This is a genomic window from Streptomyces sp. MMCC 100, assembly GCF_041538145.2.
Lineage (GTDB): Bacteria > Actinomycetota > Actinomycetes > Streptomycetales > Streptomycetaceae > Streptomyces.
The window spans coordinates 6,974,131-6,989,734 of the sequence record NZ_JBGORK020000001.1 but is presented as its reverse complement, the minus strand read 5'-3'; the positions used below and the strand labels follow the sequence as shown (position 1 = coordinate 6,989,734).

Genomic DNA, 15,604 nt, shown 5'->3' with positions numbered 1-15,604 from the left:
TCGATGTGCCGCCGCCGCTTTTAGATGCCGTAGGGGCGCTACGCGCGTAGACGGCCCCCGTCCCCAGGAGAGTGCGCCATCAACGCGTCCAGCAGCCCTCCGGCCGGAGCGGCGGTCAACGATTCGGTGACCGCCGTCGAACTCGCCGGGATCACCAAGCGTTTCCCCGGAGTCGTGGCCAACCACGACATCCACCTCACCGTCCGCAAGGGCACCGTCCACGCCCTCGTCGGCGAGAACGGCGCCGGCAAGTCGACGCTGATGAAGATCCTCTACGGCATGCAGAAGCCGGACGAGGGCACCATCGCGGTCGACGGCGAGAAGGTGGCCTTCTCCTCGCCCGCCGACGCCATCGCCCGCGGCATCGGCATGGTCCACCAGCACTTCATGCTCGCCGACAACCTCACGGTCCTCGAGAACGTGGTCCTCGGCAGCGAGAAGCTGTACGGCATCGGCGGCAGGGCCCGCCGGAAGATCAAGGAGATCTCCGAGCGGTACGGCCTCGGCGTGCGCCCCGACGTCCTGGTCGAGGAGCTCGGCGTCGCCGCCCGCCAGCGCGTGGAGATCCTCAAGGTCCTCTACCGCGGCGCCCGCACGCTGATCCTCGACGAGCCCACGGCCGTCCTGGTGCCGCAGGAGGTGGACGCCCTCTTCGACAACCTGCGCGAGCTGAAGGCCGAGGGCCTGTCCGTCATCTTCATCTCCCACAAGCTGGGCGAGGTCCTCTCGGTCGCCGACGAGATCACCGTCATCCGCCGCGGCACGACGGTCGGTACGGCCGTCCCCGCCGGGACGACGCCCCGCCAGCTCGCCGAGCTGATGGTCGGCAGCGAACTGCCCACCCCTCAGACGGCGGAGTCCACGGTCACCGACCAGCCGGTCCTCACCGTCGACACGCTGCGCCTGGCCGCGCCGAGCGGCAAGGCCCTGCTCGACGACATCTCCTTCACCATCCACGCCGGTGAGGTACTGGGCATCGCCGGCGTCGAGGGCAACGGCCAGACCGAGCTGGTCGACGCGCTCATCGGCCTGCGCCACGCCGACTCCGGCAGCATCCGCTTCCTCGACCAGGACATCACCGCGCTGCCCACCCGCAAGCGCCGCGAGCAGGGCGTCGGCTACATCCCCGAGGACCGCCACCGCCACGGACTGCTCCTGGAGGCCCCCCTCTGGGAGAACCGCATCCTCGGCCACGTCACCGAGAAGCCCAACAGCAAGGGCGTCTGGCTGGACCTGAAGAGCGCCCAGCAGGACACCCGCCGCATCGTCGAGACGTACGACGTCCGCACCCCCGGCATCGACGTCACCGCGGCCTCGCTCTCCGGCGGCAACCAGCAGAAGCTGATCGTCGGCCGCGAGATGAGCCACAAGCCGCGCTTCCTCATCGCCGCCCACCCCACCCGCGGTGTGGACGTCGGCGCGCAGGCCGCGATCTGGGACCACATCCGCGAGGCCCGCCGCGAGGGTCTGGCCGTACTGCTGATCTCCGCCGACCTGGACGAGCTGATCGGCCTGTCCGACACCCTCCGCGTGATCTACGACGGCAAGCTGGTCGCGGACGCCGACCCGGCCACCATCACCCCCGAGGCGCTCGGTTCGGCGATGACCGGCGCCGCCTCCGGACACCTGGAGGACGAAGAGACCCCCGAGACCCCGGCCGCCCCGGCCGACGTGTCGAAGTCGCCGAAGTCGCCGAAGTCGCCGGACGCCTCCGAGCCGTCCGAGCCGTCCGAGCCGTCCAAGTCACTCAAGTCCCCCGAGACTCCTGAGTCCCCCGAGTCTCCGGAAGACGAGGCCCGCTGATGAAGAAGTTCGACAAGGAGCGCGTGCTCCTCGCGGTGGCCGGACCGGTCATCGCGCTCGCCGTGGCCTTCGTGCTCAGCGCGATCGTCCTGATCGCCTCGGGCAAGAACCCGGTCGAACCGTTCGCCCTCATGCTCGAGCAGGCCGGTTTCTCCGACATCCAGGTCCTGATCGTCAACCAGGCCTCGCTGTACTACATCGCGGCCCTCGCGGTGGCCATCGGCTTCCGGATGAACCTGTTCAACATTGGCGTGGACGGCCAGTACCAGCTCGGCGCCTTCATGGCCGCCGTCGTCGGCGCCCACGCGAACCTGCCGGCGTTCCTCCAGGTCCCGCTGCTGCTCCTGACCGCCGTCCTCACCGGTGCCTTCTGGTCCGGCATCGCCGGTGTCCTCAAGGTCACCCGCGGCGTCAGCGAGGTGGTCGCGACGATCATGCTCAACGCGATCGCCACCTCGCTCATCGTCTACATGTGGAAGCCGGACGTCTTCGGCGTCAAGGTCGGCAACAACAGCACCACCGGCGAGATGCACGAGTCCGGCTGGATCCCCGGCTTCGACATGGGGGCGGCCGGCGAGATCTACGGCCTGCTGGTCCTCGCCGTCCTCCTCGGTATCGGCTACTGGATCGTCCTCAACCGCACCCGCTTCGGCTTCGACCTGCGCGCCTCCGGCGCCTCCGAGTCCGCCGCCGCGGCCAGCGGCGTCGACCCCAAGCGCATGGTGCTCACCGCGATGCTCATCTCCGGCGCCCTCGCCGGTCTCGCGGGCCTGCCGATCCTGATGGGCGACGCCCACACCTACAACCTCAACTTCCCCACCGGGGTCGGCTTCCTCGGCATCGGCATCGCCCTGCTCGGCCGCAACAGCCCGGTCGGCATCGCCTTCGCCGCCCTGCTGTGGGCCTGGCTCGACAAGGCCTCGCCCGAGCTGGACTACCACGGCTTCGACAAGGAGATCGCGGTCATCATGCAGGGCCTGATCGTCCTCTCGGTCGTCGTCTCCTACGAGGCCGTCCGTGAGTGGGGCCTGCGCCGCCAGCAGCGCCGGGTCGGCGCGGAGCTGGCCGCCGGTCACGTCCTCGGCGCCACCGACAACTCGAAGAAGGAGGTGGCCGGCCGATGACCGCTCCGACCACAGCGACCGACGTCAACCAGCCCTCGCTGCAGCCCGGGGCGCCGACCGGCCGCCGCATGTCGTGGCCCGTGCTGCTCCTGGTCATCGCCGGAGCCCTGGCGCTGACCTCGATCGTCCGCCTGATCACGGGCGCCAACGGCATCACCAACGTCAGCCAGATGTCCACCGCGCTCCAGCTCGCCGTGCCGATCGGCCTCGCCGGTCTCGGCGGTCTGTGGGCCGAGCGCGCGGGCGTCGTCAACATCGGCCTCGAGGGCATGATGATCCTCGGCACCTGGTTCGGTGCCTGGGCCGGCTTCCAGTGGGGCCCGTGGACCGGCGTCCTCGTCGGCATCGTCGGCGGCTGCCTCGGCGGCCTGCTGCACGCCATCGTGACGATCACCTTCAACGTCAACCACATCGTCTCCGGCGTGGCCATCAACATCCTCGCCCTCGGCGCCACCCGCTACCTCGCCCCGCTCGCCTTCGAGGGCCACCAGGGCGGCTCGGCCAAGCAGTCCCCGCCGGTCGACTCCCTCGGGCACTTCTCGATCCCGGGCCTGTCCGACTGGCTGGACAGCCTCAACGACCAGCACTGGTTCTTCGTCTCGGACATCGCCGGGCTGCTCGGCGGCCTGGTCACGAACGTCTCCTGGCTCACCCTGATCGCGGTCGCCCTGGTCCCCGCCACCTGGTGGATCCTGTGGCGCACCCCGTTCGGCCTGCGCCTGCGCTCCTGCGGCGAGAACCCGATCGCCGCCGAGTCCCTCGGCGTCAACGTCTACAAGTACAAGTATCTGGCCGTGATCATCTCCGGCGGCCTGGCCGGCCTCGGCGGTGTCTTCCTCTCCATCGTGGCCAACCCCTTCTACCTGGAGGGCCAGACCAGCGGCCGCGGCTACATCGGCCTCGCCGCGATGATCTTCGGCAACTGGATGCCGGGCGGCCTCGCCATCGGCGCCGGCCTCTTCGGCTACACCGACAGCCTCAACCTGCGCGGCGGCTCCGCCAACGTGCACGCCCTGCTCCTGCTCGGCGCGCTGCTGCTGCTCGCCGGCGCCATCTGGCTGGCGATCCGCAAGAAGTACGTCAAGGCCGCGATCACGTTCGTCATCGGCGCCCTGGTCTTCGCCTGGTACGCCGGCACCAACGAGGTCCCCAACCAGGTCGTCTCCGCCACGCCCTACGTCGTCACCCTCGTCGTCCTCGCCCTGTCCGCGCAACGGCTGCGGATGCCCAAGGCGGACGGCATGCAGTACCGGAAGGGGCAGGGCAAGTGACCGGCGTCGACTGGGCGGCCCTGCGCACGGCGGCCCGGGACGCGATGTCCCGGGCGTACGCCCCCTACTCGGGGTACGCCGTGGGTGCCGCCGCCCTGGTCGACGACGGCCGCACCGTCACCGGCTGCAACGTGGAGAACGCCAGCTACGGCATCGGCCTGTGCGCCGAGTGCGGTCTCGTCTCCCAGCTGCAGCTGACCGGCGGGGGCCGGCTGACGCACTTCGTGTGCGTCGACGGCGAGGGGGAGGTACTCGTCCCCTGCGGCCGCTGCCGGCAGTTGCTGTTCGAGTTCGGCGGCCCGGAGCTGCTGCTGGAGACCCCGGAGGGGGTCCTGCCCCTGTCCCGGATGCTCCCGCAGGCCTTCGGCCCCGACCACCTCACGAAGTAATCCCGCACGACCGTTAGGAAGAGCCAGGTATGGCCATGGACGTCATCTCCGTCATCCGCACCAAGCGGGACCGCGGCGAGCTCAGTGGCGAGCAGATCGACTGGGTCATCGACGCCTACACGCGCGGCGAGGTGGCCGACGAGCAGATGGCGTCGCTCGCGATGGCGATCCTGCTCAACGGCATGAACCGCGGCGAGATCGCCCGCTGGACGGCCGCGATGATCAACTCGGGCGAGCGCATGGACTTCTCGTCCCTGTCCCGCCCGACCGCCGACAAGCACTCCACGGGCGGCGTCGGCGACAAGATCACCCTGCCGCTCGCGCCCCTGGTGGCGGCGTGCGGCGCGGCCATCCCGCAGCTCTCCGGCCGCGGCCTCGGCCACACCGGCGGCACGCTCGACAAGCTGGAGTCGATCCCCGGCTGGCGCGCGCTGCTGTCCAACGAGGAGATGCTGAACGTCCTGGACACCACCGGCGCGGTGATCTGCGCGGCGGGCGACGGTCTCGCGCCCGCCGACAAGAAGCTGTACGCGCTGCGCGACGTGACGGGCACGGTCGAGGCGATCCCGCTGATCGCCTCCTCGATCATGTCGAAGAAGATCGCGGAGGGCACCGGTTCGCTGGTCCTCGACGTGAAGGTGGGCTCCGGCGCCTTCATGAAGACGATCGAGGACGCGCGGGAGCTGGCGTCCACGATGGTCGGCCTCGGCACCGACCACGGCGTGAAGACGGTCGCGCTCCTCACCGACATGGCCACGCCCCTCGGTCTCACCGCGGGCAACGCCCTGGAGGTCCGCGAGTCCGTCGAGGTCCTGGCCGGCGGCGGCCCCTCCGACGTGGTCGAGCTGACCCTCGCCCTGGCCCGCGAGATGCTCGACGCGGCGGGCCTGAAGGACGCCGACCCGGCGAAGGCGCTGGCCGACGGCTCCGCGATGGACGTCTGGCGCCGCATGATCGCGGCCCAGGGCGGCGACCCGGACGCCACGCTGCCCACGTCGAAGGAACAGCACGTGGTGAAGGCCGCCTCCTCCGGCGTCCTGACCCGCCTCGACGCCTACGACATCGGCGTCGCCGCCTGGCGCCTGGGCGCGGGCCGCGCCCGCAAGGAGGACCCGGTGCAGGCCGCCGCGGGCGTCGAACTCCACGCCAAGCCCGGCGACACGGTCACCGCGGGCCAGCCCCTCCTCACCCTCCACACGGACACCCCGGACCGCTTCGAGTACGCGCTCGCGGCGGTGGAGGGCGCGTACGACGTGGCCCCGGCCGGCACGGACTTCACGGCGTCGCCGGTCGTGCGGGAACGTATCGCCTGATCAGGGGCTTCCCCGATCGAGTGAACGGGACCGGTGGGCCCCCGCCGGTCCCGTTCGGCATGTTGACTGCCCGCATGCGGGAAATCGAGGGCGACTACATCCTGGCCGACAACGCCTGGGACGAACTCGTCTGGGTCTGACGCCGGACGGAGGCACCCAAAGCCTGCAAGGTGGAGATCGTCGAAGGGCTGATCACGGTCGCACCGCTTTCCTCCGTCGGGCACAACCTCGTCGCCGAACGCGTACAGCGACGCCTCTACGACGTGATCCCGGACGAGTGGGGGATCTACCAGCGGCTGCCTCTGACCGTACCGGCCAGGCTCGGCCTCTACGTGCCGGACCTCGCCGTGGTGGCGCGTGCGGCGCTGCGTGCCGGGGACGAACAGCTCATCCCCGCCTCCAGGGCGGAACTGGTCGGGGAGGTCACCTCCAGGGCTACGGCCACCAACGACCGAACCCGCAAACTCGCGGGCTACGCGGAAGCGGGCGTCCCGCTGTACCTCCTCGTCGACGGCCTGGCCCCGGGCGGCCCGACGGTCACCCTCTACGGTGAGCCCGAGGACGGGGCCTATCGCGTCCTGCGCAGCGGGAGCGTCGGTACTCCGGTCACGCTGCCGGAGCCCTTCGGCTGCACTCTGGAGATCGCCACGCCGCCAGCACGGTGACTCACCCCAACACCGCCGCCACCCCCACCAGCACCGGCACGGACACCACCGTCGAGACCAGGATCGCGTCGCGGGCCAGTCGCTCGCCCACCCCGTAGGTCGACGCGTACGTGTACAGGTTCTGCGCGGCGGGCAGTGCCGACGTCACCACCACGTCGAGCAGTTGGGCGCCCCGCAGACCGAAGACGCCCGACGCCAGCGCCCAGGCCACCGCGGGCTGGCCCACCGCCTTCAGCGCGACCGCGAGCAGCACCGGCCGCCGTTCCACGCCCCGCAGCGGCATCGTGGAGCCGCACAGGCCGATGCCGAAGGCCAGCAGCACCGCCGGGACCGACATGTTGCCGATCAGCGTCACCGGGTCCATGACCGCTCCCGGCACCCTGAGCCCGCTCGCGGCCACCGCGACCCCGGCGAGCGAACCCAGCGCGATCGGATTGCGCAGCGGAGTCAGCAGCCGCCGCCACAGGGTGCCCTCGCCACCGCCGCGCGACAGGTCCAGGATCGTCACCGCGACCGGTGTCACCAGCACCAGCTGGAACAGCAGCACCGGCGCCACCAGCGAGGCGTCGCCCAGGACGTACACGGCGATCGGGATGCCGAGGTTCCCGGAGTTGACGTAGCCGGAGCAGAGCGCACCGATCGTCGTACGGCCCACGCCCCAGCCGCGTACGACGCCCACCGCGACGAACGCACCGGCCACCGCCACCGTGGACAGGGCCGTCACGAGCAGCCGCGCGGAGAAGACCACCGACAGGTCGGCCGTCGCGAGGGTCGTGAACAGCAGGGCCGGTGACGCCACGTGGAAGGCCAGCTTGGTCAGCACCTCGCGGCCCTGGGGGCCGAGATGGCCGCGCAGGCCGAGCACATAGCCGACCCCGATCACCACCGCGATGACCGCGAACCCGGTCAGCACCCCCTGCACGTCGCCCCCTCCCGGACACGGACGCGGGTGCCGGGCGGCGCGGAGGCGGGACGGGGTATGTGGGGCATACAGCGAACCGTAGCTATTCAGTGAGCAGGAGTGAGTCCTGGACCCATTCCTGCCCGCTGCGGGCACCCCGAACGGTGTTGGTGAGTCCGACGTCGGGCAGCTGGTGCCTGAGGCGGGCCAGCCGTTTGCCGCCGCGCACCACGTGTACCCTCCCGGCCGCCCAGTCCGCGCGTGCCCGTGCCAGCCGGTCCTCCAGAACGTGCAGGCGCCGGGCCTTCGCATGCCACTCCCGCCGACTGCGATACCCGCCAGGAGCGCGCTTCGAGCCGTTCTCACCGATCGGCAGCGACAGCCGGTGCCGCAGGGTCCGCACCCCCGCCTCCAACGACTGGAGGCGGACTCGGAGCCCTCCTGCCGCACCACCGGGCTCACCCATGCGCCCCAGAGCACCCTGCGCAGTCAACGGCCAGCAGTTCCCGACCCTCTGTTGGAGGGCACGCGCAGGTCAATGTGATCCCCGACGGGCCCGGCACCGATGAGTTCCGGTGGCACGCCGGGTCTACCGCACGTGGACGCCGTGACACCCGCCGTACTCGTGCTGCCGGGGCCTGTCTCCCGAGGGGAGACGCCCCGGTTCTGCGACGAGGTGCGCGCGCTGCTGGAAACCACCCGGGCCGGGGTGGTCGTCTGCGACGTCGGCGGTCTAGGGCCACCGGGGCTCGCCGTCGTCGACCTGCTGGCCCGCCTGGAGCTCACCGCCCGGCGGGCCGGGGGCCGGATCAGGCTGCGTGACCCCGATCCGGCCCTGCACGCCTTACTGGACCTCGTCGGCCTCCGCTTCGAGACGGAGCGGCAGGTCGAACAGCGGGAACCACCGCTTGGTGTCGAGGAAGCAGTGGAACCCGGTGATGCGGCCGTCTGAGATCTCCAGCACCTGGACCGCCCACGGCGCGAAGCCGCCCGCCTCCGGGTCCGGCTTGTAGTGCGCGAAGGCCGGCAGCCCGTTGGCCTCCACCCGCAGCAGCCGGGAGCCCGCGCACGCGGCGCCGAGCGTGGTCATGAAGCCGGTGATGTCCGCCGGACCGGCCAGCCACAGGTCGAACGGCGGCATCGTCATGACCGCGTCCTCGTGCAGGAGGGCCGTCAGCGCCGTCATGTCGTAGCCCTCGAAGGCCGCGACGTAGCGTTCCAGGAGCTTCTGCTGCTCCTCGTCCAGCGGGTCGGACACCGCCGCGTCGGCCCCCCGGTCCTCCCGCTCGGCGAGCGTCGCGCGGGCGCGCTGCAGGGCGCTGTTGACGGAGGCGACCGACGTGCCGAGCAGCTCGGCGACCTCGCTCGCCTTCCACGCCAGCACCTCGCGCAGGATCAGCACCGCCCGCTGCTTGGGCGGCAGCTGCTGCAGGGCGGCCATGAAGGCGAGCCGCACCGACTCCTTGGCGACCGCGGCCTCGGCCGGGTCGGCGGTCTGCGGCAGCACGCGGGCGTCGGGCATCGGCTCCAGCCAGGTGTGGTCCGGGCGGGGGGACAGCGCGGCCTGGGCGAGCGGCGTCGACTCCGTCAGGTCCATCGGGCGCGCCCGCTTGTTGCCCGCGCTCAGCATGTCCAGGCAGACGTTGGTCGCGATCCGGTACAGCCAGGAGCGCAGGCTGGAGCGGCCCTCGAACTTGTCGTAGCTCCGCCAGGCGCGGACCAGCGTGTCCTGCACCGCGTCCTCGGCCTCGAAGGAGGAACCGAGCATCCGGTAGCAGTACCCCGTCAGCTCGGGCCGGTGCTTCTCCAGCGCGGAGTCCAGCTCCGTCGTCACGGTGCCGTTGGTCATCGTCCACCCACCCCTGTGGCGTCCCGTCGTGCGCGTCTTCGCGCCTCGCACTTCGGAAGCTACCGCAGGGGACTGACAATGGCCTGTGCAGTCAAAGAAGCCGCAGGTCGCAGAGGGTGCGCGCAAGCCTCAGCGGGACAGGCTCAGCGCCTTCACAGGGGCGGCGCCGCCTGCCTGGCGGCGGGCGGCCAGCGATCCGGACACCGTGATCGCCACGACGCCCAGCACCGCGAGGACCCCCACCGCGACCGTCCCGGCCCAGCCGCCGGAGTGGAAGGCCACCGCACCGACCGTGCTGCCCGCGCTGGAACCCACGTAGTAGGCGGACTGGTACAGTGCCGAGGCCTGGGCGCGGCCGTGCTGAGCGGTCTTGCCGACCGCCGAGGAGGCCACCGCGTGCCCGGCGAAGAAGCCCGCCGTGATCAGCACCAGGCCCAGCAGGACCAGCGGCAGCGACGGCGCCAGGGACAGCAGCAGACCCGCGGCCGTCGTACCGGCCCCCAGGTACAGCGCCCCGCGGCGGCCGAGGCGGCCCACCAGGCGGCCCGCCGTCGACGCCGAGACCGTGCCGACCAGGTAGACCAGGAAGATCGAGCCGATCAGGCCCTGCGGCAGCGAGAACGGCGCCTCCGTCAGGCGGTAGCCGATCACCGTGTAGACGCCGCCGAACACCGTCATGAACAGCGCGCCGATCGCGTACAGGCGGCGCAGCAGCGGGTCGGCGAGGTGGTCGCGGACCGTGCGGACCAGGACCCGCGGGCGCAGCGAGCCCGGCGTGAAGTGCTTCGGCGCCGGCAGCAGCAGCCGGAAGGCCACCGCGCACGCCACCGCGACGAGACCGATGATCCCGACGGCGACCCGCCAGCCCCACTCCTGGGCGACCCAGCCGGTGATGACCCGGCCGCTCATCCCGCCGACGCTGTTGCCCGCCACGAACAGGCCGATCGCGGTGACCAGCGCCCGCGGCCGCACCTCCTCCGCGAGATACGCCGTCGCCGAGGCCGGCAGCCCCGCCAGCGCCGCGCCCTGCACCGCCCGCAGCGCGACCAGCGCCGGCAGCGACGGGGCGAAGGGCACCAGCAGGCCGACGGTCACCGCGACCGCCAGCGAGCCCGTCATGACCGTACGCCGGCCGAACCGCTCCGACAGCGCGCTCATCGGCAGCACGAACACCGCGAGGCCACCGGTCGCGGCGGCCACCGTCCAGCTCGCGTCGCTCGCCGTGACGCCCATGTCGCCCGAGATCAGCGGCAGCAGGGCCTGGGTGGAGTACAGGAGCGCGAAGGTCGCGACGCCCGCCAGGAACAGCGCGAGACTCATCCGGCGGTAGCCGGGGCCGCCCGGGGCCATGCGCGAGTCGGGCGTCTCGGGGACATCGGGGGCGGAGACTGCGGGCGCGGCGTCCACGCTGGTGGACGCCCCGGTATCGGCGGGAGTCATGCCACGAAGGTACGAAGCCCCTTACTCATCCGTCCAATGCATGGAATGGCCATAATCGTTCCCATGGTGCATCAGCAAAGCTCAGGGCCCCGCCTGTCACCGTCCGGTGACACAGAAGACATCGTCGCGCTGCTCGCGCCCCGCCTCGCGCACTTCGCCGGCGTGGCCCGCACCGAGCACGTCACCCGCGCCGCCCAGGAGATGAACGTCCCCCAGTCCACCCTCTCCCGGGCCCTCGTCCGCCTGGAGGAGGATCTCGGCGTCGACCTGTTCGTGCGCCGTGGCCGCACCCTCGCGCTGACCGTCGCCGGGCGCACCTTCCTCGGCTCCGTCGAACGCGCCCTCGCCGAGGTCGAGCGCGCCGCCGACGAGGTCCGCGCCGACGCCGACCCGGCCACCGGCAAGGTCGCCTTCGGCTTCCTGCACACCATGGGCGCCGAGACCGTCCCCGGCCTGCTGCACGCCTTCCGCGCCGACCACCCCCGCGTCCGCTTCAGCCTCGTGCAGAACTACGGCGAGGCCATGCTGGAGCGGCTGCGCGCGGGGGAGCTGGACCTCTGCCTGACCTCGCCGGTCCCCGACGCCCCCGACCTGGTCGCCCGCCGCCTCGACGAGCAGAAGCTGCGCCTGGTCGTCCCGGCCGACCACTCCCTGGCCGGACGCAGGCGCATCCGCCTCGCCGAGGCCGCCGACGAGATCTTCGTGACCCTGGAACCCGGCTACGGCCTGCGCCGCATCACCGACGCCCTGTGCAAGGAGGCCGGTTTCCGGCCCAAGGTCGCCTTCGAGGGCGAGGAGGCGGAGACGCTGCGCGGCCTGGTCGCGGCCGGACTCGGTGTCGCCCTGCTGCCGCCGCCCGCCGTGCCCCGCCCCGGCGTGGTGGAACTGACGGTCACGGCCCCGCGCGCCGCCCGCGAGATCGGCGTGGCCTGGCTGGCGGGCCGCACGGACACGCCACCCGTGGCGGCGTTCAAGAAGTTCCTGCTGTCGAGGCGGGGCAGCCTGCTGCCGTCCTGAACCCGCCGCCGGGCCGCGTGCTACCGCCGCAGCGACTTCCCGAACCCCGCCGCGAGCGGCATCCTCAGCCCCAGCGGCGGGGGAGCGGCCAGGGCATCCTCCACGGGACGCGAGAAGGACTGCCCGAACAGTGCGCCCATCACGAAGTCCTCCGCCAGCGCGGCGACTTCGTCCCGGTACTGGCGCAGCCCGTGGCCGTCGGAATGCACCTCGAACCGGCACACGGAGCGGTTCGCCTTCTTCGCCCGGGAGGCGAGCCGGAACGACAACTCCGGGTCGCTGCGCCCGTCGTTCGTGCCGTGCACGATCAGCACCTGCCGCCCGGCGAGCTGTTTCACCGGTTCGGGTGGCGCGGCCACGTCGTCCTCCGGCAGCCAAGGGGCGATCGCCAGCACCGAGTTGACGGCCTCGTGCCCGGCCGCCCGCAACGCCGCCCGTCCGCCCATGCCGGTGCCGAGCAGACACAGGGGCACGTCGCCGTAGCGCCGTACCGCTTCACCGGCGGCCCATTCGGCGTCCCGGGCGAGATGCGCCTCGGCGCCGTTCCAGCCGCGGTAGCGGTAGTGCACGACATGCGTGGCCAGCCCCTCCTCCCGGCCCGCGCGTGCCAGTCTGCGCCCCAACGGGCGTACGGACGCGGCCGCGAGCAGCGCGGAGGGCCTGCGGTCGGAGACCTCGTCGCCCCCGGGGAGCAGCAGCACCACACCGCTCACCGCCGTCCCCTCCGGACCGAGCGTCCGCCCCAGCCGGGCCCGACGGACCGGCGTCGCTTGCTGTGCCATGGCAGAAGATTCTCAGAAGACCGGGTGTACGCCACCCGTCCGCGCAATCACCGTTACATATCGGCCGATCCGTAAAGCCGGGGTCACCGCTCCACGCGTCCGGCCGTTCGCCCGGTGCTCTACGCGCGTAGGAGTTAGAGTGCGGAAATGACGAGCCAGAGCACCGCGAAGACCAGCGAGAGGACGCCGACGCCGGACCACATCCGCCGGGCGCCGAAGGTTCTGCTGCACGATCACCTCGACGGCGGGCTGCGCCCCGGCACGGTCGCCGAACTCGCCCGCGCCACGGGCTACTCGGGCCTCCCGGAGGCCGACGCCGACCGGCTCGGCGCCTGGTTCCGTCAGGCCGCCGACTCCGGTTCGCTGGAGCGGTACCTGGAGACCTTCTCCCACACCGTCGGCGTCATGCAGACCCGCGACGCGCTGGTCCGGGTAGCCGCCGAGTGCGCCGAGGACCTCGCCGAGGACGGCGTCGTCTACGCCGAGGTGCGGTACGCCCCCGAACAGCACCTGGAGAAGGGGCTGACCCTCGAAGAGGTCGTCGAGGCCGTCAACGAGGGCTTCCGGGAGGGCGAGCGGCGCGCGCGGGAGAACGGCCACCGCATCCGGGTCGGCGCCCTGCTCACCGCGATGCGCCACGCCGCCCGCTCCCTGGAGATCGCCGAACTCGCCAACCGCTACCGCGATCTCGGCGTGGTCGGATTCGACATCGCGGGCGCCGAGGCGGGCTACCCGCCCACCCGGCACCTGGACGCCTTCGAGTACCTGAAGCGGGAGAACAACCACTTCACCATCCACGCCGGCGAGGCCTTCGGGCTGCCGTCCATCTGGCAGGCCCTCCAATGGTGCGGCGCCGACCGGCTCGGGCACGGCGTGCGCATCATCGACGACATCCAGGTCCACGAGGACGGCTCGGTCAAGCTCGGACGGCTCGCCTCCTACGTCCGGGACAAGCGCATCCCGCTGGAGCTGTGCCCCAGCTCCAACCTCCAGACCGGTGCCGCGGACTCCTACGCCGAGCACCCCATCGGGCTGCTGCGCCGACTGCACTTCCGGGCCACCGTCAACACCGACAACCGGCTGATGTCCCACACCAGCATGAGCCGCGAATTCGAGCACCTTGTCGAGGCGTTCGGTTACACGCTCGACGACATGCAGTGGTTCTCCGTCAATGCGATGAAATCAGCGTTCATTCCTTTCGATGAACGACTGGCCATGATCAATGACGTCATCAAGCCCGGATATGCGGAGCTGAAGTCCGAATGGCTGTTCCAGCAGACGGCCTCCACCAGCGGTTATTCGGAGGGCGAGGAGTGATCGTGGGGCGACGGTAATACGGAAACGCGGACGGGCTTTCACAATCCGTCCGCATTTCGATGTTTGCCGCCGGGGGTGAAACGTGTTTACGGTCGAGCACCGCTCACATCCCCGTCACCCCATTACGAGGACGCATTTTCATGAAGCAGTCTGCTGCCAAGACCCTCGGTGTCGCCGCCCTCGGTGCCGCCTTCGCCGCCGCCGGTGCGGGCGCGGCCACCGCGGCCCCCGAGCTCCCGGACACCGCGCAGACGGTGGACTCCGTCGCCCGCACCCTCCCCGCGGAGACCGTCTCCCAGGTGGCGCCCGGCGCGGGCAACGTGCTGGAGCAGGGCCGCAGGATCTCCGGCACCGGCCTGACCGCCGCGCAGCCGGTCGTCGAGCAGGTGGTCGCCGAGCAGCTCGCCGAGGGCCCGACCGAGCCGGTCGCCAAGCTGCTCGGCGGGGTGCCGCTGAAGGGGCTGCCCACCCAGGGCCTGCCGGTCAACGGTCTCCCGATCGGCGGCTGACCCGCGCCTTCCCCACGCGCCGATGGGGCGCACCCGGTCTCCGGGTGCGCCCCATCGGTGTACCAGAGGGGAGGTACGTCGTCACCAGGCCGTGCGGGCGGCCTTCTCCTCGGACGGGAGCAGGATCCACAGGGCCAGGTAGAGCAGGAACTGCGGGCCGGGCAGCAGGCAGGAGACCAGGAAGATCACCCGCATCGTGCCGGCGGAGGTGCCGAAGCGCCGGGCCAGCGCGGCGCACACTCCGCCGATCATGCGGCCATGGGTGGGGCGGGCGAGGCTGGACATCGCGGCTCCTTCGTGAGCGTGTGGGTGGGGCTGCCCTCCGGCTTCCCCTTCATCTGCCCTCCACGCTACGGAGACGAACGGCACAAAGCGTCGCTCTACGGGGCGATACCGACCCTGGGAATCGTCGGGGTCCGACCCTGAGCGACCTCCTCCTGGGGTACGTCCTCCCGCCCGCCCTGCCGGTACCGGCGACGGATCCGGGCCCGGCCCGCCGGGACGACGGCGAGGTGCGCCAGGGCCACGCCCGCCGTGTTCAGCAGGACCGAGTCGATGTCGACGACCTGACCGGGCACCCCGGTCTGCAGCAGCTCGATGCCCAGCGACAGCAGGGCGGCCGCGGCCATGGTGCGCAGCAGGGAGGCCAGCGGCGAGACGGTCAACCGCCCGCCGGCCATCGGCAGCAGGACGCCCAGCGGCGCCAGCAGCGCCAGCCCGCCACCGAGCGAACGCGCGGCCTCGGGCCCGCCCAGCGCCAGGTCGGCACGGATCCCGGCGAAGGGCTCGAGGTTCGGAGGCAGCACCCAGGGAACGTCCAGCGGCCGCAGCGCGTACCAGGCGACGAACGCGAGATGTGCGACGAGGAGAACACTTCCTGTCACACGGATGCGGAGCGCGACGCTGCCGCCGGGGAACCCATGACGCTGCACGTCCCCCTAGACGCGGCCCGCGCCGCGCGCGGTTCCGGCCCCTGACCCGCAAGGGTGAGGCTTGCGCCACATGGCCCCACGCGGCGCGTGGCCCGACGCGGCGCGTGGCCCGACGCGGGCGCATGGTCCCACGCGGTGCGTGGCCCACGGCGGCATGCGCCTACTGCGGTGCGTGGCCCACGGCGGCATGCGCCTACTGCGGTGCGTGGCCCACGGCGGCATGCGCCTACTGCGGTGCGTGGCCCACGGCGGCATGCGCCTACTGCGGTGCGTGGCCCACGGCGGCATGCGC

16 protein-coding genes and 1 pseudogene are annotated in these 15,604 nt (G+C 71.8%); 10 read left to right on the top strand and 7 right to left on the bottom strand.

The genetic code is table 11. The features are described 5' to 3' along the window. Positions 1-126 precede the first annotated feature (126 nt). The 6 genes from ABS735_RS32230 (at position 127) to ABS735_RS32205 (ending at position 6,565) form a co-directional block, all read left to right on the top strand. Positions 127-1,803, top strand: a complete 1,677-nt coding sequence (locus tag ABS735_RS32230) for an ABC transporter ATP-binding protein (protein WP_373901600.1) — start codon at positions 127-129, stop codon at positions 1,801-1,803. Next, on the top strand, positions 1,803-2,927 hold the full coding sequence (locus ABS735_RS32225; RefSeq protein WP_373901601.1) for an ABC transporter permease: 1,125 nt from the start codon (positions 1,803-1,805) through the stop codon (positions 2,925-2,927). The genes ABS735_RS32230 and ABS735_RS32225 overlap by 1 nt, the downstream gene beginning before the upstream one ends. Further along, positions 2,924-4,198, top strand: coding sequence for an ABC transporter permease (locus tag ABS735_RS32220; RefSeq protein WP_373901602.1), 1,275 nt, complete (start codon positions 2,924-2,926; stop codon positions 4,196-4,198). The genes ABS735_RS32225 and ABS735_RS32220 overlap by 4 nt, the downstream gene beginning before the upstream one ends. Next, a complete protein-coding gene (locus tag ABS735_RS32215; protein ID WP_373901603.1) occupies positions 4,195-4,587 on the top strand; it encodes a cytidine deaminase in 393 nt (130 codons plus the stop codon). Before ABS735_RS32220 ends, ABS735_RS32215 begins: the two co-directional genes overlap by 4 nt. A gap of 35 nt (positions 4,588-4,622) precedes the next feature. Beyond that, positions 4,623-5,900, top strand: coding sequence for a thymidine phosphorylase (locus ABS735_RS32210; RefSeq protein WP_373901646.1), 1,278 nt, complete (start codon positions 4,623-4,625; stop codon positions 5,898-5,900). A gap of 170 nt (positions 5,901-6,070) precedes the next feature. Beyond that, on the top strand, positions 6,071-6,565 hold the full coding sequence (locus ABS735_RS32205) for a Uma2 family endonuclease (protein WP_373901604.1): 495 nt from the start codon (positions 6,071-6,073) through the stop codon (positions 6,563-6,565). A gap of 1 nt (position 6,566) precedes the next feature. On the opposite strand, the gene ABS735_RS32200 is transcribed toward ABS735_RS32205, so the two are convergent. Further along, a complete protein-coding gene (locus ABS735_RS32200) occupies positions 6,567-7,487 on the bottom strand; it encodes an AEC family transporter (RefSeq protein ID WP_373901605.1) in 921 nt (306 codons plus the stop codon). A 148-nt stretch (positions 7,488-7,635) separates the two neighbouring features. Further along, positions 7,636-7,890: pseudogene (locus tag ABS735_RS32195) on the bottom strand (hypothetical protein); the annotation flags it as partial. Between the two features lie 141 nt (positions 7,891-8,031). Between ABS735_RS32195 and ABS735_RS32190 the strand changes: the two are divergent. Further along, the gene (locus tag ABS735_RS32190; RefSeq protein WP_373901606.1) at positions 8,032-8,418 is read left to right on the top strand and encodes an STAS domain-containing protein; all 387 of its coding nucleotides are present in this window, start codon (positions 8,032-8,034) and stop codon (positions 8,416-8,418) included. Here the strand turns inward: ABS735_RS32190 and ABS735_RS32185 are convergent. Continuing rightward, on the bottom strand, positions 8,311-9,315 hold the full coding sequence (locus tag ABS735_RS32185) for a sigma-70 family RNA polymerase sigma factor (RefSeq protein WP_373901607.1): 1,005 nt from the start codon (positions 9,313-9,315) through the stop codon (positions 8,311-8,313). The two genes, ABS735_RS32190 and ABS735_RS32185, sit on opposite strands and share 108 nt — an antisense overlap. 129 nt (positions 9,316-9,444) lie before the next feature. Then, on the bottom strand, positions 9,445-10,755 hold the full coding sequence (locus ABS735_RS32180; RefSeq protein WP_373901608.1) for an MFS transporter: 1,311 nt from the start codon (positions 10,753-10,755) through the stop codon (positions 9,445-9,447). A gap of 63 nt (positions 10,756-10,818) precedes the next feature. On the opposite strand from ABS735_RS32180, the gene ABS735_RS32175 reads away from it, so the two are divergent. Then, positions 10,819-11,772, top strand: coding sequence for a LysR family transcriptional regulator (locus ABS735_RS32175; protein WP_373901609.1), 954 nt, complete (start codon positions 10,819-10,821; stop codon positions 11,770-11,772). A 20-nt stretch (positions 11,773-11,792) separates the two neighbouring features. On the opposite strand, the gene ABS735_RS32170 is transcribed toward ABS735_RS32175, so the two are convergent. Then, positions 11,793-12,554 (bottom strand): alpha/beta hydrolase, encoded by a 762-nt coding sequence (locus ABS735_RS32170; RefSeq protein WP_373901610.1) that lies wholly within the window; start codon positions 12,552-12,554, stop codon positions 11,793-11,795. A gap of 147 nt (positions 12,555-12,701) precedes the next feature. Here ABS735_RS32170 and ABS735_RS32165 point away from each other — a divergent pair, with 147 nt between their 5' ends. After that, positions 12,702-13,871: an adenosine deaminase gene (locus tag ABS735_RS32165; protein ID WP_373901611.1), complete on the top strand. Its 1,170-nt coding sequence runs from the start codon at positions 12,702-12,704 to the stop codon at positions 13,869-13,871. Between the two features lie 140 nt (positions 13,872-14,011). After that, positions 14,012-14,380, top strand: a complete 369-nt coding sequence (locus tag ABS735_RS32160; RefSeq protein WP_373901612.1) for an ATP-binding protein — start codon at positions 14,012-14,014, stop codon at positions 14,378-14,380. Positions 14,381-14,461: 81 nt separating this feature from the next. On the opposite strand, the gene ABS735_RS32155 is transcribed toward ABS735_RS32160, so the two are convergent. Both ABS735_RS32155 and ABS735_RS32150 read right to left on the bottom strand, forming a co-directional pair. Continuing rightward, positions 14,462-14,665 (bottom strand): PspC domain-containing protein, encoded by a 204-nt coding sequence (locus ABS735_RS32155; RefSeq protein WP_003974070.1) that lies wholly within the window; start codon positions 14,663-14,665, stop codon positions 14,462-14,464. A gap of 95 nt (positions 14,666-14,760) precedes the next feature. Then, the gene (locus ABS735_RS32150) at positions 14,761-15,312 is read right to left on the bottom strand and encodes a VanZ family protein (RefSeq protein ID WP_373901613.1); all 552 of its coding nucleotides are present in this window, start codon (positions 15,310-15,312) and stop codon (positions 14,761-14,763) included. Positions 15,313-15,604: the final 292 nt, after the last annotated feature.

Excerpts from the sequence above, each read along its gene's own strand:
- ABS735_RS32155 (WP_003974070.1), bottom strand. The coding sequence starts at position 14,665 with ATGTCCAGCCTCGCCCGCCCCACCCATGGCCGCATGATCGGCGGAGTG.
- ABS735_RS32175 (WP_373901609.1), top strand. The coding sequence starts at position 10,819 with ATGGTGCATCAGCAAAGCTCAGGGCCCCGCCTGTCACCGTCCGGTGAC.
- ABS735_RS32210 (WP_373901646.1), top strand. The coding sequence starts at position 4,623 with ATGGACGTCATCTCCGTCATCCGCACCAAGCGGGACCGCGGCGAGCTC.
- ABS735_RS32220 (WP_373901602.1), top strand. The coding sequence starts at position 2,924 with ATGACCGCTCCGACCACAGCGACCGACGTCAACCAGCCCTCGCTGCAG.
- ABS735_RS32165 (WP_373901611.1), top strand. The coding sequence starts at position 12,702 with ATGACGAGCCAGAGCACCGCGAAGACCAGCGAGAGGACGCCGACGCCG.
- ABS735_RS32170 (WP_373901610.1), bottom strand. The coding sequence starts at position 12,554 with ATGGCACAGCAAGCGACGCCGGTCCGTCGGGCCCGGCTGGGGCGGACG.
- ABS735_RS32190 (WP_373901606.1), top strand. The coding sequence starts at position 8,032 with ATGAGTTCCGGTGGCACGCCGGGTCTACCGCACGTGGACGCCGTGACA.
- ABS735_RS32225 (WP_373901601.1), top strand. The coding sequence starts at position 1,803 with ATGAAGAAGTTCGACAAGGAGCGCGTGCTCCTCGCGGTGGCCGGACCG.
- ABS735_RS32180 (WP_373901608.1), bottom strand. The coding sequence starts at position 10,755 with ATGACTCCCGCCGATACCGGGGCGTCCACCAGCGTGGACGCCGCGCCC.
- ABS735_RS32185 (WP_373901607.1), bottom strand. The coding sequence starts at position 9,315 with ATGACCAACGGCACCGTGACGACGGAGCTGGACTCCGCGCTGGAGAAG.
- ABS735_RS32160 (WP_373901612.1), top strand. The coding sequence starts at position 14,012 with ATGAAGCAGTCTGCTGCCAAGACCCTCGGTGTCGCCGCCCTCGGTGCC.